Source organism: Acidovorax sp. LjRoot38 (genome assembly GCF_964252975.1).
Lineage (GTDB): Bacteria > Pseudomonadota > Gammaproteobacteria > Burkholderiales > Burkholderiaceae_C > Acidovorax > Acidovorax facilis.
The window spans coordinates 74,978-91,799 of record NZ_CAXUPT020000011.1; the positions used below are offsets into that span (position 1 = coordinate 74,978).

Consider the following 16,822-nt stretch of genomic DNA (forward strand, 5'->3'; position numbering starts at 1 on the left):
GCGGGCGGCATTGCGGCGGTTACCGAAGGTGCCCACATGGGCTTGTAAGGGAGCGCTGCTACACTTTGGTACAAATTACCCAGGCCGCCAGGCCCTACAGCCCGTACCGGTCTCCATGTTTGCGCCGTACAGCACTCCAGAATCGCAGCGTCCTGGAGTTGCCACCGACACTCCCTTGCAACGCGCGCTGCGCGAACAGCAAACCCTGCTCGACAGTGCGGGCGTAGGCATTGTGTTCCTGCGCCAGCGCAGTGTGGTGCGCTGCAACCAGCGGTATGCCGAAATTTTTGGCCATGCCAGCCCCGAGAGCCTGGTCGGGCTGAACACCGAAACCTTCTACCCTTCGCGCGAGGCGTTTCGCGATCTGGGCCGCACCGCCTACCCGGTACTAGCCCAGGGCCAGGCGTTCCGCGTCGAGCGCCAGCTGCGCCGGCGCGACGGCAGCCTGTTCTGGGGCAGCCTGACCGGGCGGCTCATCAACCCGCACGACACAGCCGAAGGTTCCATCTGGATCCTGGACGACATCGACGAGCAAAAGCGTGCGCAGGCTGCACTGGGCGCAGCGGTGCGTGAAAAGCAGCTGCTCTTTGACAGCGCAATGGTGGGGATCGTGTTCCTGCGCGACCGGCGCCTGACCCGCTGCAACCACCACTTTGAGCAGATGCTGGGCTACGAGCCGGGTGAACTGGTGGGCAGCCCCTCGCGCCGGTGGTACGCCAGCGACGCTGCGTGGGAAGAGGTCGGCCGCCGATGCTATCCGCAGCTGGCCGCCGGCCACTCCTACGAGGGCGAGCTGGAGCTGTGCCGCAAGGATGGGACCCCCGTGATCTGCGAGGTGCGCAGCAAGTCCATCGACCCAGCCGATCCATCGCAGGGCTCCATCTGGATCACGATGGACATCACGGAGCGCAAGCAGGCGCAGGCCGTGCTTGCCAGTGCCCACGAAGACCTGGAAAGGCAGGTGCAGGACCGCACCCGCGAACTGCGCGAGACCGTGGACAACCTGCACCGTGAGATCAACGACCGCAAGGCCGATCAGGAGCGCATCTACTGGCTGGCCCACTACGACGCCCTGACAGGCCTGCCCAACCGCACGCTGCTGGCAGAACGGGCGCAGGAGGCCATCCGCGTCGCCCAGGAGGGCAACACGCCGCTGGCCCTGATCTTCCTGGACCTGGACCACTTCAAGCATGTGAACGACTCGCTGGGCCACCGCGTGGGCGATACCCTGCTCGTGGAGATCGCCAAGCGGCTGCGGGCCGTGGTGCGCGACAAGGACACCGTGTCGCGCCTGGGCGGCGACGAGTTCATTTTGCTGCTGCCGGGCGCCAATGCCCATGGCGCCGCCCGCGTGGCCGGCAAGCTGCAGGAGGCATCGCGCCAGCACTACCAGATTGACCACCACGAGCTGACCATGGCGCCGTCCATGGGCATCGCGCTGTTCCCGCAGGATGGCACGGACTTCGACACGCTGACACAGTCGGCCGATGTGGCCATGTACCGCGCCAAGCTCGACGGGCGCAACACCTTCAAGTTCTTCACCCCCGAGATGCAGGCGCAGTCGGTGCGCGCCTTGCAGCTTGAAAACGCCCTGCGGCGTGCGCTGGAGCGCAACCAGTTCCACCTGCACTACCAGCCGCAGATGAGCCTGACCAACGGCTCCGTGCGCAGCGTGGAGGCATTGCTGCGCTGGCAACACCCGCAGTTGGGCGCAGTATCGCCGGCAGAGTTCATTCCCATTGCCGAAGACAGCGGGCAGATCCTGCAGATTGGGGAATGGGTGCTGCGCACGGCGCTGTCACAGCTCAAAACCTGGCGCACGAACGGATTCCCCCACCTGACGATGGCCGTAAACCTGTCAGCCATCCAGTTTCGCCAGCCGCAGCTGCCGGAGCTGGTGAGCCGCATGCTGGCCGAGTTCAGTCTGCCGCCCGACTCCCTGGAGCTGGAGCTGACCGAAGGCGTTGCCGTGGACGACCCCCATGCTGCCGTGGCCACCATGGACCAGTTGCACGCACGCGGCGTGCGCATGTCGATGGACGACTTTGGCACCGGCTACTCATCGCTGAGTCAGCTCAAGCGCTTTCAGATCTTCAAGCTCAAGATCGACCAGTCGTTCGTGCGCGACCTGGGTGATGACGGCAACGACCGCGCCATCGTCAGCGCCATCATCCGCATGGCCCAGGCGCTGGGCATGCGCACCACGGCCGAAGGCGTGGAGACCGAAGGTCAACTGGCCTACCTGCGCGAACAAGGGTGCGACGAGGCGCAGGGCTACCACTTCAGCATGCCGCTGTCCGCGCCCGAGCTGGAAGCCTTCATGCGGCGGCAGTTGCATTGACCGACACTGCCCCATGCTGGCCAAAGGGCTCGTGCGGCGGCCAATGAATGCATCGGTGGACGCAGCAGGGACAGCAGCCCATCGGCTCGAAAAATAGCATGAAAACAGGGCCTAGCGCTTGATGGAAAAGCGCAATCAGCTACAAATTCAGTAGCGAATCACCCAATCTGCAGGACCGAGGCTCCTGAGGCTGTGCGGGCTTTCAGCCGTAAGCACCCCATGCGCCGTCGCCCAGGTCAGTCCCTGCAAGCGCAGTTCAGCGGATCGGAAACGCGTACATCAGGCCCTGCTTGCTCCACAGGTTGTTGAGGCCGCGCGGCAGCCCCAGCGCCGACTTCTGGCCGACGTTGCGCTCGAAAATCTCGCCGTAGTTCCCGGTGGTCTTGAGGGCGCGCAGCAACCAGTCCCGGTCCAGCCCCAGGAGCTTTCCAGTGTCTTCCGCAGTACCCACCATACGCTGCACCACCGGGTGGGCGCTGCTGGCTTTCAGCGAGTCCGCATTGGCTTGCGTCACACCATACTCTTCGGCTTCGATCAGGCCGTAGATCACCCACTTGACCACGGCAAACCACTCGTCGTCGCCCCGCCGCACCAAGGGCCCCAGGGGTTCCTTGGAGATGAGTTCCGGCAAGATGGTGTGCATTGCCGCGCCTTGCGAAACACCGCTGCGCAAGGCTGCCAGGCCCGATGCATCGGTGGTGAATGCGGTGCACCGCCCCGCCAGATAGGCGGCCGTTGCAGCATCTACCTTCTCAAACATCACGGGTTTGAAGTCGAGGCCGTTGGCACGGGAATAGTCGGCCAGGTTTTTTTCGGTGGTGGTGCCCGACTGCACACACACGGTCTGTCCCTTGAGCTGGCGGATGCTCCTGATCTTGCTCTTGGCAGGCACCATGAAACCCTGGCCGTCGTAGTAGGTAACGACCGTCTGGTGCAGACCCATCGATGCATCGCGCGCCAGCGAAAAGGTGGTGTTGCGCGAAAGCACGTCCACCTCGCCGGATTGCAAGGCCGTGAAACGCTGCGGCACGTCCAACGGCACGTACTTGACTTTCTTGCCGTCGCCCAGCACGGCGGCTGCAAGTGCCCTGCAGACATCCACGTCAAGTCCGGACCACTTGCCGCTGGAGTCTGCCATCGCAAACCCGGCCAGCCCTGTATTGACGCCACACACCACCTGCCCGCGCGCCCTGATACCGTCGAGAGTCTTGCCCGCATGGGCCACGGGAGCGGCCAGCAACGCGGCCACAACGATGGCGCCCATTGCGGCGATCTGGCCAAACACTGTCTTCATGCGGTCAGGTCTCCGGGAGGGTGATTCACGGTGCCGCCAATGGCGCAGGCCCTGCCCCATCCAGCATCTTCTGCAGAAATTGCGCCTGCCCCATGCTGGGGTCCAGGGTGTAGGCAGCAAAGCCTTCCCGTTCGTAAGCGCGCATTGCACTGTGGTTGCCCGAAAGCACTTCGAGCGTGAGCTTGCAGGCACCGCGCTCGCGGGCCAGCGCTTCCACCCGGTGCAGCATGCGCTGGGCGATGCGGTGGCCGCGCCAGCCGGGTGCCACCACCACGTCATGCACGTTGACCAGAGGCCGGCAGGCAAAGGTCGAAAAGCCCTCCAGGCAATTGATCAGCCCCACGGGCACCTCGCCGTGTGGCGCCAAAGCGTCCGCCGCCCAGGCCATCACGCTGAAAGCCTGCGGCCGCTGGCGCAGCGCCTCGGGCAAGCCCCGCTGGACCTCGGCGCTCAGTGGAACGCCACCACCCGCCACGTCCCTTGCATAGCCGTCGAGCAGTTCGACCAACGCCCGCGCTTCGCGGGCATTGCCGTAGTCCACGGAACGGACGGTGATGGTGGAAGGTATGTCAGTGTTTGAAGGCATCTATGGGGTTCCCGGTCGGCGGCAAAGGCCGCAGCGTAGCGGATCGTGCGGCGCGCCAACGGTGGAAGGAGCTCTCGGCGGGATCACCATCAGCCAGCACGGGCCGCGTCGGCCAACCTTTGCGCGCAGGAACTGGCCATTTGCGCATCACGGGCCTCCACCATCACCCGCAGCAGCGGCTCGGTACCACTCGCGCGGATCAGCACGCGGCCTGACGCGCCCAGTTCCTGCTCGACGGCCTGGGTCGTGTCAGCCAGCAAGCGGTTGGCCTTCCAGTCCTGGCCAGGGGCCAGCCGCACATTCAGCAGCACCTGCGGATAGAGCGTGATGTCGGCCAACAGTTGCGCCAGGGTACGGCCACTGCGCACACAGGCCTGCAGCACCTGCAAAGCACTCACCAAGCCGTCGCCGGTGGTATGGCGGTCCAGCGCCAGCAGATGGCCCGAGCCCTCGCCGCCCAGCACCCACTGGTGCCGCGCCAGCTCTTCAAGCACATAGCGGTCCCCCACCTTGGCCCGCACAAACTTCACGCCCTTTGCCTTCAGCGCCACCTCCACTGCCATGTTGGTCATCAGGGTTCCCACGACACCTGGCACATGCTCATCGCGGCCCATGCGGTCCGCAGCCATCAGGTACAAAAGCTCGTCGCCGTTGTACAGGCGCCCCGTGGCATCGACGATCTGCAGGCGGTCCGCGTCGCCATCGAGCGCAATGCCATAGTCGGCGTGGTTGGCGCGCACGGCCCGCACGAGCGCATCAGGATGGGTGGCTCCCACCTCGTGGTTGATGTTGAGGCCGTCGGGCGAGCAGCCAATCGACAGCACTTCGGCACCCAGCTCGTGGAAGACCTTGGGTGCCACCTGGTAGGCCGCGCCATGCGCGGCATCGACGACGATCTTGAGGCCCTTGAGGGTCAGGTCCTGCGGAAACGTGCTCTTGCAGAACTCAATGTAGCGGCCCGCCGCATCATCGAGCCGCCGCGCCTTGCCCAGGCTGGCCGAATCGGCCCACACCGGGGGTTCGCCCAGGGCCGCTTCCACGGCCTGCTCCCACGTGTCGGGCAACTTGGTGCCCTGTGCACTGAAAAACTTGATGCCGTTGTCGGGATAGGCGTTGTGGCTGGCGCTGATGACCACCCCCAGGCTGGCGCGTTGTGCGCGGGTCAGGTAGGCCACGCCCGGGGTGGGCAAAGGACCCAGCAGCACCACATCCACGCCCGCGGAGTTGAAGCCTGACTCCAGCGCGCTTTCCAGCATGTAGCCTGAAATGCGGGTGTCCTTGCCGATCAGCACCGTGGGGCGCTCCTCGGTCCTGCGCAACACTCGCCCGACGGCATGGGCCAGGCGCAGAACAAAATCCGGGGTGATGGGTGGCTGCCCGACGGTGCCACGAATGCCATCGGTTCCAAAGTATTGGCGCGTCATGTTCTAGCGTCTCCTCGTGTGAATCTCATTGTTTGTTATCCATCGCCAAAGGGTCTGGCATGCGCCCATCCATACAACGCCCCAGCCTCCGGAAGACCCCGTCAGACCGCTTGCATTGCACGCCACACCGCGAGCGCCGCCACGGTTTCGCGGACATCGTGCACGCGCACCACAGAAGCTCCACGCTCCACGGCCAACACCGCCGCCGCCACGCTGGGCACCATGCGCTGCTCTACCGCCAGGCCCGTCACCGCGCCCAGCGAGGACTTGCGGGACCAGCCTGCCAGAAGAGGATAGCCTGCAGCCCGCAGCACCGACTGGTGCGCCAGCAGCGCAAAATTCTGTTCCACCGTTTTGCCAAAACCAATACCCGGGTCCAGCACAATCCTGTTCTTTTCGACCCCTAGCGCTTGCAGGTCAAGCGCAGAGCGCTGCAAAAAGTATAGTACCTGCTGTACCACATCGCCCTCCATCGGGGCCACCTGCATGGTTTGGGGGTCGCGGTGCATGTGCATCAGGCACACCCCACATTGCGGGTGCGATGCCACCACCTCTGCGGCACCCGGCTGGCGCAATGCCCAGATGTCATTGATGATGTCCGCGCCCAGGTCCAGCACCGCGCGCATGACCTCGGGCTTGTAGGTATCGATGGAGATAGGCACCCCCAGGGACACCGCGCCCTGCACCAGAGGCACCACACGCGCCAGCTCTTCGTCCAGCGGCACCGCCGGACTGCCGGGGCGCGTGGACTCCCCGCCAATGTCCAGAATGTGTGCCCCGTCGCGGAGCAACTGCTCGCAATGCCGCAGGGCCGCAGCGGTGGAGCCATGCCGCCCGCCGTCGGAGAACGAGTCCGGCGTGGCATTGACGATGCCCATCACGCGGGGCTCGGCCAGGTCAATAGAGAAACGGGAGGTCTGCCAGATCATGGGGGGATCGAGAAAGGGTCACAGGCGCCTTCCTGGTGGAGGTCGGGAGGCAGCACACCACCACCCATGAAAAACGGGGCACAAGGCCCCGTGAGAACGGATGGATCGGCCAGCAATCAGGCGGCCGATGGTGCGGTGTCCGTCGTCACCGCAGGCGTGCCGCCGCTGGAGTTGTCGCCGCCCGAGGGAGGTGTACGGGGCGTCCAGTCCTTGGGAGGACGGGGCTCCTTGCCAGCCATGATGTCGTCCAACTGCTCGGTATCGATGGTTTCCCATTCGAGCAAGGCCTTGGCCATGGCGTGCATCTTGTCGCTGTTCTCTTCGATCAGGCGGCGGGCCAGGTTGTACTGCTCATCGATGATGCGGCGCACTTCCATGTCCACCTTTTCCATGGTCTGCTCGCTCATGGTCGTGGTCTTGGTCACCGAACGGCCCAGGAACACTTCGCCTTCGTTCTCGGCGTAGACCATGGGCCCCAGGGCATCGGTCATGCCGTAGCGGGTGACCATGTCACGGGCAATATGCGTGGCACGCTCGAAGTCATTGCTGGCCCCAGTGGTCATCTGATTCATGAACACTTCTTCAGCGATGCGGCCACCAAACAGCATGCTGATCTGGTTGAGCATGTATTCGCGATCGTAGCTGTAGCGGTCCTGGGCAGGCAGGCTCATCGTCACGCCCAGGGCACGGCCACGGGGAATGATGGTGACCTTGTGCACGGGGTCGCACTTGGGCAGCAGCTTGCCAATGAGGGCGTGGCCAGACTCGTGGTAGGCCGTGTTGCGACGCTCTTCCTCGGGCATGACCATGCTTTTGCGCTCGGGGCCCATGAGGATCTTGTCCTTGGCCTTCTCGAAGTCCTGCATCTCGACGGTACGGGCATTGCGGCGCGCAGCCATCAGGGCAGCTTCATTGCACAGGTTGGCCAGATCGGCACCGCTCATGCCAGGGGTGCCACGGGCAATGATGCCAGGGGCCACGTCCTGACCAATCGGGATCTTGCGCATGTGCACGTTCAGGATCTGCTCGCGGCCACGGATATCGGGCAGCGTCACATAGACCTGACGGTCGAAACGGCCAGGGCGCAGCAGGGCGGCGTCCAGGATGTCGGGGCGGTTGGTGGCAGCCACCACGATCACGCCCAGGTTGGTTTCGAAGCCATCCATTTCAACCAGCATCTGGTTGAGGGTCTGTTCGCGCTCGTCGTTACCGCCGCCCAGGCCAGCACCACGCTGGCGGCCCACCGCGTCGATTTCATCGATGAAGATGATGCACGGAGCGTTCTTCTTGGCGTTGTCGAACATGTCGCGCACACGGGCCGCACCCACGCCGACAAACATTTCCACAAAGTCGGAGCCAGAGATGCTGAAGAACGGCACCTTGGCTTCGCCTGCAATGGACTTGGCCAGCAGGGTCTTGCCGGTACCGGGAGGGCCAACCAGCAGCAGGCCGCGCGGAATACGCCCGCCGAGCTTCTGGAATTTCTGCGGGTCTTTCAGGAAGTCCACGACTTCCTTGACTTCTTCCTTGGCCTCGTCGCAACCCGCCACGTCCGCGAACGTGACCTGGTTGTTGTTTTCGTCGAGCATGCGCGCCTTGCTCTTGCCGAAGCTGAAGGCGCCGCCCTTGCCGCCGCCCTGCATCTGACGCATGAAGTACACCCACACGCCGATCAGCAGCAGCATGGGGCCCCAGCTGACCAGGAGGGTCATGAGCAGGGAGCCTTCTTCACGGGGCTTGACGTCGAACTTGACGTTGTTGTTGATGAGATCGCCCACAAGGCCACGGTCCAGATAGGTGGCCGTCGTGCGGATCTTGCGGTCGTCATTGGTGACGGCCACGATCTCGGTGCCGCCCTGGCCTTCCTGGATGGTCGCGCTCTTGATGCGGTTGCTGCGGACTTCCTCCAGGAACTCCGAGTAGCCGACGTGGCCTGCGCTGGCTCCGGCACGGGTGTCAAACTGTTTGAACACCGTGAACAGCACCATGGCAATAACCAGCCACACGGCAATTTTTGAAAACCACTGATTGTTCAAGCGGGGCTCCAGTTGCGGGAAACAGAAAACGGACACACTGCCGTCATGGCACGCATGTGCGGCCCATTTTAGGTGTTTCAAGCCACCCGGCCATCCCTATTCCCCCTAGCGGCCATGGAAACAGCACGGGCTTTAGGGTCGAAATTCACGGATTCTTGACCTGAGGCAAGCCCGTTCAGGCGGTCTTCTTGAGGCCCATGCCCACCAGAAAGGTCTCGGACGATTTGTCGCGGGAGGCCTTGGGCTTCAACGGCTTGACCACTTTGAAGGTCTGTTTGAACAGCGTGACCAGATCGCTGTAGCCGCTGCCATGGAACAGCTTGACTACCAGGGCCCCATCCGGTTTCAAATGGTTGCAAGCAAACTCCACAGCCAGTTCGACCAGATGGGCAATGCGCGCAGCGTCGGCGGATTCGATACCGGACAGATTGGGGGCCATGTCCGAAACGACAACATCCACCACCCGACCATCCAGGGCCTGCTCCAGGCGCTCCAGCACCTCCGCCTCACGAAAATCACCGTTGATATAGGTAACGCCCTCGATGGGCTCCATGGGCAGAAGGTCTAGCGCAATGATGGTGCCGTTGAGTTGGCCCGCTGCAGCCCCCCCGGGCGACATGCGCCTGCGCAGGTACTGGCTCCAGGCGCCCGGCGTGGAACCCAGATCCACCACGGTGTAACCGGGTTTGATGAGGCCCAGCTGTTCGTCGATTTCCTTGAGCTTATAGGCGGCGCGTGCCCGGTATCCCTCTTTCTGGGCCAATTTGACATAGGTGTCGTTGACATGGTCGTTCAACCACGCCTTGTTGACCTTCTTGCTTTGGGTTTTGACTTTCATACCGCTCCATTGTCTCTCGACAATCAGCACCGCCGATAATACGGCCCATGCCCCAAATTCAACTGACTCCCGCCGAGCGCCGGGAACAACGCGCCAATGCCCACCACCTGGACCCCGTCGTCCTGGTCGGCGGCGATGGACTCACCCCTGCGGTCAAGAAGGAAATCGACGCCGCCCTGAACGCCCATGGCCTTATCAAGGTGCGCGTTTTCAACGATGACCGCGTGGCGCGCGAGCTGATGTACCAGGAGCTGACCGCCGAACTCAACGCAGCCCCCATCCAGCACATCGGCAAGCTGCTGGTACTGTGGCGCCCCCAACCCGTCAAGGAACGTACGGTCGATGAAGACCGCATGCCCGGCCCGCGCGACGTCAAGGTGCTCAAATACAGCAAGCGCGGCGGCCAGCGCCCCGAGATCAAGCAACTGCGCGTGCTGGGCAACCAGCGCCTCACTTCGGGCGGCCAGATCAAGCGCGCCAAGCCCAAGCAAAAATCCATCAAGAAGCGCCAGGCAGACTGATGAGCCACGATGCAGGTTCGGCAGTACCTGCAAACTTTGCAGCACCTGCCGGCATGGCGCCCGTCCGCCACATCCTCTCCATGAAGTGGGGCACGAAATACGGCCCCGAATACGTCAACCGGCTGTATGCCATGGTGCGCAGGCACCTGAGCGGGGATTTTCGCTTTGTCTGCCTGACCGATGACAGCACGGGCATCCGCAGCGAAGTGCAGTGCCTGCCCATCCCCGCACTCGATCTGCCACCCGGCATCCCCGAGCGGGGCTGGACCAAGCTGGTCACTTTCAGCAAGGACCTGCACGGACTTCGAGGCACGGCCTTGTTCCTGGATGTGGACGTGGTCATCACCGGCAGCCTGGACGATTTTTTCACCCAGCCGGGTGAATTCCTGATCATCCACGACTACAAGCGCCCCTGGCGCATCACGGGCAACTCCTCGGTCTATCGCTTTGAGCTGGGAGCTCACCCCGACGTGCTGGAGCACTTTCGCGCGCATTTTTCAGATATTCGTGAGCAGTTTCGCAACGAGCAGGCCTACTTGTCGGACTTCCTGCACCGGCAGGGCAAGTTGCAATACTGGCCTGCGGCCTGGTGCCCGAGTTTCAAATACCACGGCATACCGCCCTGGCCGACCAACTACTGGCGGCCGCCGTTTGTGCCAGCGGGCGCACGCATCGTGATCTTTCATGGGGAATGCAATCCCCCCGATGCTTTGGCCGGGCGGCGCAACCGGCGGTTTCGCTTCATTCGTCCGGCCACCTGGGTGGCGGAGCACTGGCGCGAATAGGCGGTTTGAAGGCGGCGCTGGTTGCGACCAGCGCTCGCTTCAGTCGTCTGAAGTGCCGTCAGGCCCGACCGGCAACAACGGCGGCTTCTGAACCTGGCGCAGTGTTTGCCACAACACGGCCAGTGCGCAGCACCACTGCAGCACATACATCACCGTCCCCACACTGTGCCACAGGCGCAAATCCTGCCGCGCCACGATACGCGGCGCCACGCCAAACTGCGTGAGCAGCGCCAGCAGCATGCCACCAAGTATAAAAACCATAGCAGCTTGCGCCCATGGATACTGCGCTATCGCCTGTTTTGGCCTTGAAATCAGCAGCAGAACCAGACAGCAGGCGACCGCCACCCAGGTCTGCGCCGCAAACAGCTTGGCCGCCATGTTGCCCGCCACCATGGGCGACGGAAGGTGGGCAAACAGCATGGGAACGACCAGAAACTCGATGGTAGTCAGGCTGCCCCACCAGAGCGCAGCGACCAGGGCAGGAAGGCGGTGGAACATGCCGTTCCCGCTCACTGGTAGCTGACCGCCACCACTTCGTAGCGGCGAATCCCGCCGGGAGCCTGCACTTCGGCGGTATCGCCCTCTTCCTTGCCGATCAAGGCACGGGCGATAGGGCTCGAGATATTGATGAGCCCTTGCTTCAGATCCGCCTCGTCCTCGCCCACGATCTGGTATTTCACGAGGTCGCCAGACTCTTCGTCTTCCAGTTCGACCGTGGCGCCAAAGACGACCTTGCCGCCGCCATCCACGGCGCTGGGGTCGATCACCTGCGCCACCGACAGCTTGCCCTCGATCTCCTGGATGCGGCCTTCGATGAAGCCCTGGCGGTCCTTGGCGGCGTCATAGTCAGCGTTTTCGCTGAGGTCGCCCTGCGCGCGCGCTTCGGCAATTGCCGTGATCACAGCGGGGCGCTCTACGGTCTTGAGGCGGTGCAGTTCTTCCTTGAGCTTTTCAGCACCGCGCTTGGTAATCGGAATGGTGGCCATCGTGTTGCGTCTCCATAAATCAAAACGGTGAAAGCGCCAGAAGCACTTCCACCGGTCAATCGCCAGGCATGCCCGCGCTGCGCTGGGCGATGCGAATGGCAAGTCTACAAAAGGAAACCGCCGCACGTTGCCGCGCGGCGGTGTCTGTTCAGGCGGCAATTATGCCGCTTTTGCCGATGCTCAGGCAGCCAGTTGGGCGTGCAGCTCCTGCACCGAGTACACGTCGAGTTTGTCCAGGTACTTCATGCCCTCCACCGCCGCCTCGGCGCCAAAGATGGTCGTGAACGTGGTCACGCGGGCCAGCAGCGACGAGGTGCGGATCGCACGCGAATCGGCAATCGCATTACGGCGCTCTTCCACGGTGTTGATGACCATGACGATCTCGTTGTTCTTGATCATGTCCACGATGTGCGGGCGGCCTTCGGTCACCTTGTTGACCACGCCCACAGGCACGCCAGCTTCGGCAATAGCAGCTGCAGTGCCCTTGGTCGCCACCAGCTCAAAGCCCAGCGCCACCAGTTGGCGGGCGATGTCCACGGCACGCGGCTTGTCGGCATTCTTCACCGTGAGGAACACCTTGCCCGATGTGGGCAGCTTGGTGCCCGCGCCCAGCTGGCTCTTCACAAAGGCTTCGCCAAAGGTCTTGCCCACGCCCATGACTTCGCCGGTGGACTTCATCTCTGGGCCGAGGATGGTGTCCACGCCAGGGAACTTCACGAACGGGAACACGGCCTCCTTCACGCTGAAGTACGGCGGTGTCACTTCCTTGGTGATGCCCTGCGAGGCCAGCGTTTGACCCGCCATGCAACGCGCCGCGACCTTGGCCAGCTGGATGCCCGTGGCCTTGGAAACAAACGGCACCGTGCGCGAGGCGCGGGGGTTCACTTCCAGCACGTAGATCACGTCCTTGCCTTCCATCTCCTGGATGGCGAACTGCACGTTCATCAGGCCTACCACGTTCAGGCCCTGGGCCATGGCGGCGGTCTGGCGCTTGATCTCGTCGATGGTGGGCTGCGACAGGTAGTACGGGGGCAGTGAGCAGGCGGAGTCACCACTGTGCACGCCCGCCTGCTCGATGTGTTCCATGACCCCGCCGATGAAGGTGACGCCCGCCGAATCGCGCACGCAGTCCACGTCGCACTCGATAGCGTTGGAGAGGAAGCGGTCGAGCAGCACGGGCGAGTCGTTGCTTACCTTCACGGCCTCGCGCATGTAGCGCTCCAGGTCGCGCTGCTCGTGCACGATTTCCATCGCGCGGCCGCCCAGCACGTAGCTGGGGCGCACCACCAGGGGGTAGCCCAGAGCGGCGGCCTTTTCCAGGGCTTCGGGTTCGGTGCGTGCCGTGGCATTGGGCGGCTGGCGCAGGCCGAGCTCACCCAGCAGCTTCTGGAAGCGCTCGCGGTCTTCAGCCGCGTCGATCATGTCGGGGCTGGTGCCGATGATCGGGACGCCAGCAGCTTCCAGACCCAGGGCAAGCTTCAGGGGCGTCTGGCCGCCGTACTGCACGATCACGCCGACCGGCTTTTCCTTGTCCACAATCTCCAGCACGTCTTCGAGCGTCACGGGCTCGAAGTACAGGCGGTCGGAGGTGTCATAGTCGGTGGAGACGGTCTCGGGGTTGCAGTTGACCATGATGGTCTCGTAGCCGTCCTCGCGCATGGCAAGGGCCGCATGCACGCAGCAGTAGTCGAACTCGATGCCCTGGCCGATGCGGTTGGGGCCACCGCCCAGCACCATGATCTTCTTGTTGTTCGTAGGCTCCGACTCGCATTCGGCGACACCACCGTGGGTGGCGACTTCGTAAGTGGAGTACAGGTACGCGGTGTTGGTTGCGAACTCGGCCGCACAGGTGTCCACACGCTTATACACGGGGCGCACTTTGAGCGCACGGCGTGCTTCGCGCACCGCCTTCTCGGTGGTCTTGAGCAGCTTGGCCAGCCGGCGGTCGGAGAAGCCTTTTTGCTTGAGCGTGAGCAGCGTGCCGGCATCCAGCGCCGTCAGGGCACCGTCACCCTTTTCGGCCACCAGCTTGTCGATGTCCAGCTCGATCTTCACGATTTGCTCAATCTGCACCAGGAACCATTTGTCGATCTTGGTCAGCTCGAACACTTCGTCGACCGAAAGACCCATGGCAAACGCATCGCCCACGTACCAGATGCGCTCGGGACCGGGCTCGCCCAGTTCCTTTTCGAGCGTCTCGCGGTCCTGGGTTTTCTCGTTCATGCCGTCCACGCCAACTTCCAGGCCGCGCAGGGCTTTCTGGAAGGACTCCTGGAAGGTGCGGCCCATGGCCATGACCTCGCCCACCGACTTCATCTGCGTAGTCAGGCGGCTGTCGGCCGTGGGGAATTTTTCGAACGCAAAACGTGGGATCTTGGTGACCACGTAGTCGATCGAAGGCTCGAACGATGCAGGCGTCGCACCGCCCGTGATTTCGTTCTTGAGCTCGTCCAGCGTGTAGCCCACGGCCAGCTTGGCGGCAACCTTGGCGATGGGGAAGCCCGTGGCCTTGGAGGCCAGCGCCGACGAACGCGACACGCGCGGGTTCATCTCGATGACGATCATGCGGCCGTCCTTCGGGTTGACCGAGAACTGCACATTGGAGCCACCCGTGTCCACACCAATTTCACGCAGCACTGCCAGCGAGGCGTTGCGCATGATCTGGTATTCCTTGTCGGTCAGCGTCTGCGCGGGGGCCACGGTGATCGAGTCGCCCGTGTGCACACCCATCGGGTCCAGGTTTTCGATGGAGCAGATGATGATGCAGTTGTCCGCCTTGTCGCGGACCACTTCCATCTCGTATTCCTTCCAGCCAAGCAGCGACTCTTCAATCAGCAGCTCGTTGGTGGGCGACGCTTCGAGGCCGCGCTTGCAGATGGTCTCGAACTCTTCAGGGTTGTAGGCAATGCCGCCGCCGGTCCCGCCCAGCGTGAAGCTGGGGCGGATCACGGTGGGGAAACCCACGGTCTTTTGCACGGCCCAGGCTTCGTCCATGCTGTGGGCGATGCCGGAGCGCGCCGAGCCCAGACCGATCTTGGTCATGGCGTCCTTGAACTTCAAGCGGTCTTCGGCCTTGTCGATGGCTTCAGGTGTGGCGCCGATGAGCTCCACCTTGTATTTGTCGAGCACGCCGTTGTGCCACAGGTCCAGCGCGCAGTTGAGCGCTGTCTGGCCACCCATGGTGGGCAGGATGGCATCGGGACGCTCCTTGGCGATGATCTTCTCGACCGTCTGCCAAGTGATGGGCTCGATGTAGGTGACGTCGGCCGTGGCCGGGTCGGTCATGATCGTCGCAGGGTTGCTGTTGATCAGGATGACCTTGTAGCCCTCTTCGCGCAGGGCCTTGCAGGCCTGTACGCCGGAGTAGTCGAACTCGCAGGCCTGGCCGATGATGATGGGGCCAGCGCCGATGATGAGGATGCTTTTGATGTCTGTGCGTTTTGGCATGGTGCGTCGATCAGTCGATCGTGGGTTCGGCTGCCTGGGGGCTGGGGGTTGGGGCAGAGGCTGCTGTTGCATCTGCGGGCAAACGCCGCTGGGTCAACTTGGCAAGCAGCGCCTCGGCGCGTGCGGGAGGAAGGTTCTTCTGCATCAGCTGCAGCAGGCCGTCGCCCTGGATCAGTGGGCGCAAGACTTCTTCTTCCGCGTCATAAAACGTCACTTCCCACTCCTGCAGCAGCTCTGCAAAGGCGGCATCGTCCAGCGTCTTGCCCTTGGCCACGAGCGTGACGAGCGGCATGGCCTTGTTCTCGACGAACGCTTTCTTGTAGGGCTTTTGCGCCCAACGTTCCGTGAACCACTCACGGTGGGGCGAAGGCAGGGTCAGGACACGCTTGTGGATCGCCTTTTCCAGCGATGCAAGGGGGAAGCTGAACAGTTTCATGGTGCTGTTTCCTTCCGCGCTTAACCGGCTTTTGCCGCGCGCATGGCGTCGGTGAAGCGGTCAAAGAGGTATGCGATATCGTGCGGACCTGGGGATGCCTCAGGATGCCCCTGGAAACAGAAAGCGGGCTTGTCCTTGTGGACCAGCCCTTGCAGCGTGCCGTCAAAAAGGCTGACGTGCGTGGCGCGCAGATGGGCAGGAAGCGATTCCATGTCCACCGCAAAACCGTGGTTCTGGCTCGTGATGCTCACGCGGCCCGTGTCCAGGTCCTTCACCGGGTGGTTGGCACCATGGTGGCTGTGGGTCATCTTGAAGGTCTTGGCACCAGCAGCCAGGGCCATGATCTGGTGCCCCAGGCAGATGCCGAACGTGGGCATGCCACTGTCCACAATCGTGCGGGTCGCGGCGATGGCGTAGTCGCAAGGCTCGGGGTCGCCAGGGCCGTTGGACAGGAAAACACCATCGGGTTTGAGAGCCAGCACATCAGCGGCCGGCGTCTTTGCTGGCACCACTGTGACCTTGCAGCCACGTTCCGCCAGCATGCGCAGGATGTTCTTCTTCACGCCAAAGTCGTACGCCACTACGTGAAACTGTGGGGCCGACAGTTCGCCGTAGCCAGTACCCAGTTTCCACTCTGTCTGCGTCCACTCATAACGCACTGCCGTGGTCACCACCTGGGCCAGGTCCAGCCCGGCCATGTTGGGGGCTGCCTTGGCCTTGGCGATGGCTTCGTCGATGAGCGCCTGCGTGACAGCCTGCCCTGCGGCAAGGCCGATGATGGTGCCGTTTTGCGCACCCTTGCTGCGCAGCAGGCGCGTGAGCTTTCGGGTGTCGATGTTGGCGATGGCAACGGTCTTCTCACGCACGAGGTACTGCGAGAGCGTTTCCGTGGAGCGGAAGTTGCTTGCCAGCAGCGGCAGGTCTTTGATGATCAGGCCTGCGGCGTGGACCTTGTCGGCTTCGATGTCCTCCACATTGACGCCGTAGTTGCCGATGTGCGGATACGTGAGGGTCACGATCTGCTGGCAGTAGCTCGGGTCGGTGAGGATTTCCTGGTAGCCGGTGATGGCGGTGTTGAACACCACTTCGCCGACGGTGGTGCCGGTGGCACCAATCGAATTGCCGATAAAGACCGTGCCGTCTGCGAGCGCCAGGATGGCGGGCGGGAAGTTTCCCTGTAGAGACAAAAGCACTGGGTT

The 16,822-nt window shown here is 63.2% G+C and carries 14 protein-coding genes; 3 read left to right on the forward strand and 11 right to left on the reverse strand.

What is annotated here, in order from left to right; genetic code table 11:
* Positions 1-115: 115 nt before the first annotated feature.
* Entirely contained in the window at positions 116-2,341 is a 2,226-nt protein-coding gene (locus ACSQ22_RS19030) for an EAL domain-containing protein (RefSeq protein ID WP_436131234.1), read from the forward strand.
* Between the two features lie 256 nt (positions 2,342-2,597).
* Here ACSQ22_RS19030 and ACSQ22_RS19035 read toward each other — a convergent pair whose 3' ends face one another.
* The 6 genes from ACSQ22_RS19035 to ACSQ22_RS19060 all read right to left on the reverse strand — a co-directional run bounded on the left by ACSQ22_RS19035 (position 2,598) and on the right by ACSQ22_RS19060 (position 9,448).
* Positions 2,598-3,635: an amino acid ABC transporter substrate-binding protein gene (locus ACSQ22_RS19035; protein ID WP_436131235.1), complete on the reverse strand. Its 1,038-nt coding sequence runs from the start codon at positions 3,633-3,635 to the stop codon at positions 2,598-2,600.
* Between the two features lie 25 nt (positions 3,636-3,660).
* Complete coding sequence (locus ACSQ22_RS19040; protein ID WP_055398222.1) at positions 3,661-4,221, reverse strand: GNAT family N-acetyltransferase; 561 nt, start codon at positions 4,219-4,221, stop codon at positions 3,661-3,663.
* Between the two features lie 89 nt (positions 4,222-4,310).
* Positions 4,311-5,645, reverse strand: a complete 1,335-nt coding sequence (gene glmM, locus ACSQ22_RS19045; RefSeq protein WP_121505977.1) for a phosphoglucosamine mutase — start codon at positions 5,643-5,645, stop codon at positions 4,311-4,313.
* A 101-nt stretch (positions 5,646-5,746) separates the two neighbouring features.
* Positions 5,747-6,574, reverse strand: coding sequence for a dihydropteroate synthase (gene folP / locus ACSQ22_RS19050; protein ID WP_121420539.1), 828 nt, complete (start codon positions 6,572-6,574; stop codon positions 5,747-5,749).
* A gap of 116 nt (positions 6,575-6,690) precedes the next feature.
* Positions 6,691-8,610, reverse strand: coding sequence for an ATP-dependent zinc metalloprotease FtsH (ftsH, locus tag ACSQ22_RS19055; RefSeq protein ID WP_055398225.1), 1,920 nt, complete (start codon positions 8,608-8,610; stop codon positions 6,691-6,693).
* Positions 8,611-8,785: 175 nt separating this feature from the next.
* Positions 8,786-9,448 carry an RlmE family RNA methyltransferase gene (locus ACSQ22_RS19060; protein WP_055398226.1) on the reverse strand — a complete coding sequence of 221 codons (663 nt, stop codon included), beginning with the start codon at positions 9,446-9,448 and terminating at the stop codon, positions 8,786-8,788.
* A 47-nt stretch (positions 9,449-9,495) separates the two neighbouring features.
* Here ACSQ22_RS19060 and ACSQ22_RS19065 point away from each other — a divergent pair, with 47 nt between their 5' ends.
* Together ACSQ22_RS19065 and ACSQ22_RS19070 are read left to right on the forward strand one after the other, a co-directional pair.
* Positions 9,496-9,969 (forward strand): YhbY family RNA-binding protein, encoded by a 474-nt coding sequence (locus ACSQ22_RS19065; protein ID WP_055398227.1) that lies wholly within the window; start codon positions 9,496-9,498, stop codon positions 9,967-9,969.
* Between the two features lie 53 nt (positions 9,970-10,022).
* Positions 10,023-10,754 carry a glycosyltransferase gene (locus tag ACSQ22_RS19070; protein WP_436131280.1) on the forward strand — a complete coding sequence of 244 codons (732 nt, stop codon included), beginning with the start codon at positions 10,023-10,025 and terminating at the stop codon, positions 10,752-10,754.
* Between the two features lie 39 nt (positions 10,755-10,793).
* Here the strand turns inward: ACSQ22_RS19070 and ACSQ22_RS19075 are convergent, their stop codons facing one another.
* The 5 genes from ACSQ22_RS19075 to carA form a co-directional block, all read right to left on the reverse strand.
* A complete protein-coding gene (locus tag ACSQ22_RS19075; RefSeq protein WP_436131236.1) occupies positions 10,794-11,252 on the reverse strand; it encodes a DUF4149 domain-containing protein in 459 nt (152 codons plus the stop codon).
* A gap of 11 nt (positions 11,253-11,263) precedes the next feature.
* A complete protein-coding gene (gene greA, locus ACSQ22_RS19080) occupies positions 11,264-11,740 on the reverse strand; it encodes a transcription elongation factor GreA (protein WP_055398230.1) in 477 nt (158 codons plus the stop codon).
* Between the two features lie 180 nt (positions 11,741-11,920).
* Positions 11,921-15,187 carry a carbamoyl-phosphate synthase large subunit gene (carB, locus tag ACSQ22_RS19085; protein ID WP_426304516.1) on the reverse strand — a complete coding sequence of 1,089 codons (3,267 nt, stop codon included), beginning with the start codon at positions 15,185-15,187 and terminating at the stop codon, positions 11,921-11,923.
* 10 nt (positions 15,188-15,197) lie between these two features.
* Positions 15,198-15,623, reverse strand: a complete 426-nt coding sequence (locus ACSQ22_RS19090) for a hypothetical protein (protein ID WP_055398232.1) — start codon at positions 15,621-15,623, stop codon at positions 15,198-15,200.
* 20 nt (positions 15,624-15,643) lie between these two features.
* Entirely contained in the window at positions 15,644-16,816 is a 1,173-nt protein-coding gene (carA, locus tag ACSQ22_RS19095) for a glutamine-hydrolyzing carbamoyl-phosphate synthase small subunit (RefSeq protein WP_436131237.1), read from the reverse strand.
* Positions 16,817-16,822: the final 6 nt, after the last annotated feature.

What these genes read in the sequence shown, in the direction of transcription:
- ACSQ22_RS19030 (WP_436131234.1), top strand. Translation starts at nt 116, where the DNA reads ATGTTTGCGCCGTACAGCACTCCAGAATCGCAGCGTCCTGGAGTTGCC.
- ACSQ22_RS19035 (WP_436131235.1), bottom strand. Translation starts at nt 3,635, where the DNA reads ATGAAGACAGTGTTTGGCCAGATCGCCGCAATGGGCGCCATCGTTGTG.
- ACSQ22_RS19040 (WP_055398222.1), bottom strand. Translation starts at nt 4,221, where the DNA reads ATGCCTTCAAACACTGACATACCTTCCACCATCACCGTCCGTTCCGTG.
- glmM (WP_121505977.1), bottom strand. Translation starts at nt 5,645, where the DNA reads ATGACGCGCCAATACTTTGGAACCGATGGCATTCGTGGCACCGTCGGG.
- folP (WP_121420539.1), bottom strand. Translation starts at nt 6,574, where the DNA reads ATGATCTGGCAGACCTCCCGTTTCTCTATTGACCTGGCCGAGCCCCGC.
- ACSQ22_RS19060 (WP_055398226.1), bottom strand. Translation starts at nt 9,448, where the DNA reads ATGAAAGTCAAAACCCAAAGCAAGAAGGTCAACAAGGCGTGGTTGAAC.
- ACSQ22_RS19065 (WP_055398227.1), top strand. Translation starts at nt 9,496, where the DNA reads ATGCCCCAAATTCAACTGACTCCCGCCGAGCGCCGGGAACAACGCGCC.
- ACSQ22_RS19070 (WP_436131280.1), top strand. Translation starts at nt 10,023, where the DNA reads ATGGCGCCCGTCCGCCACATCCTCTCCATGAAGTGGGGCACGAAATAC.
- ACSQ22_RS19075 (WP_436131236.1), bottom strand. Translation starts at nt 11,252, where the DNA reads ATGTTCCACCGCCTTCCTGCCCTGGTCGCTGCGCTCTGGTGGGGCAGC.
- greA (WP_055398230.1), bottom strand. Translation starts at nt 11,740, where the DNA reads ATGGCCACCATTCCGATTACCAAGCGCGGTGCTGAAAAGCTCAAGGAA.
- carB (WP_426304516.1), bottom strand. Translation starts at nt 15,187, where the DNA reads ATGCCAAAACGCACAGACATCAAAAGCATCCTCATCATCGGCGCTGGC.
- ACSQ22_RS19090 (WP_055398232.1), bottom strand. Translation starts at nt 15,623, where the DNA reads ATGAAACTGTTCAGCTTCCCCCTTGCATCGCTGGAAAAGGCGATCCAC.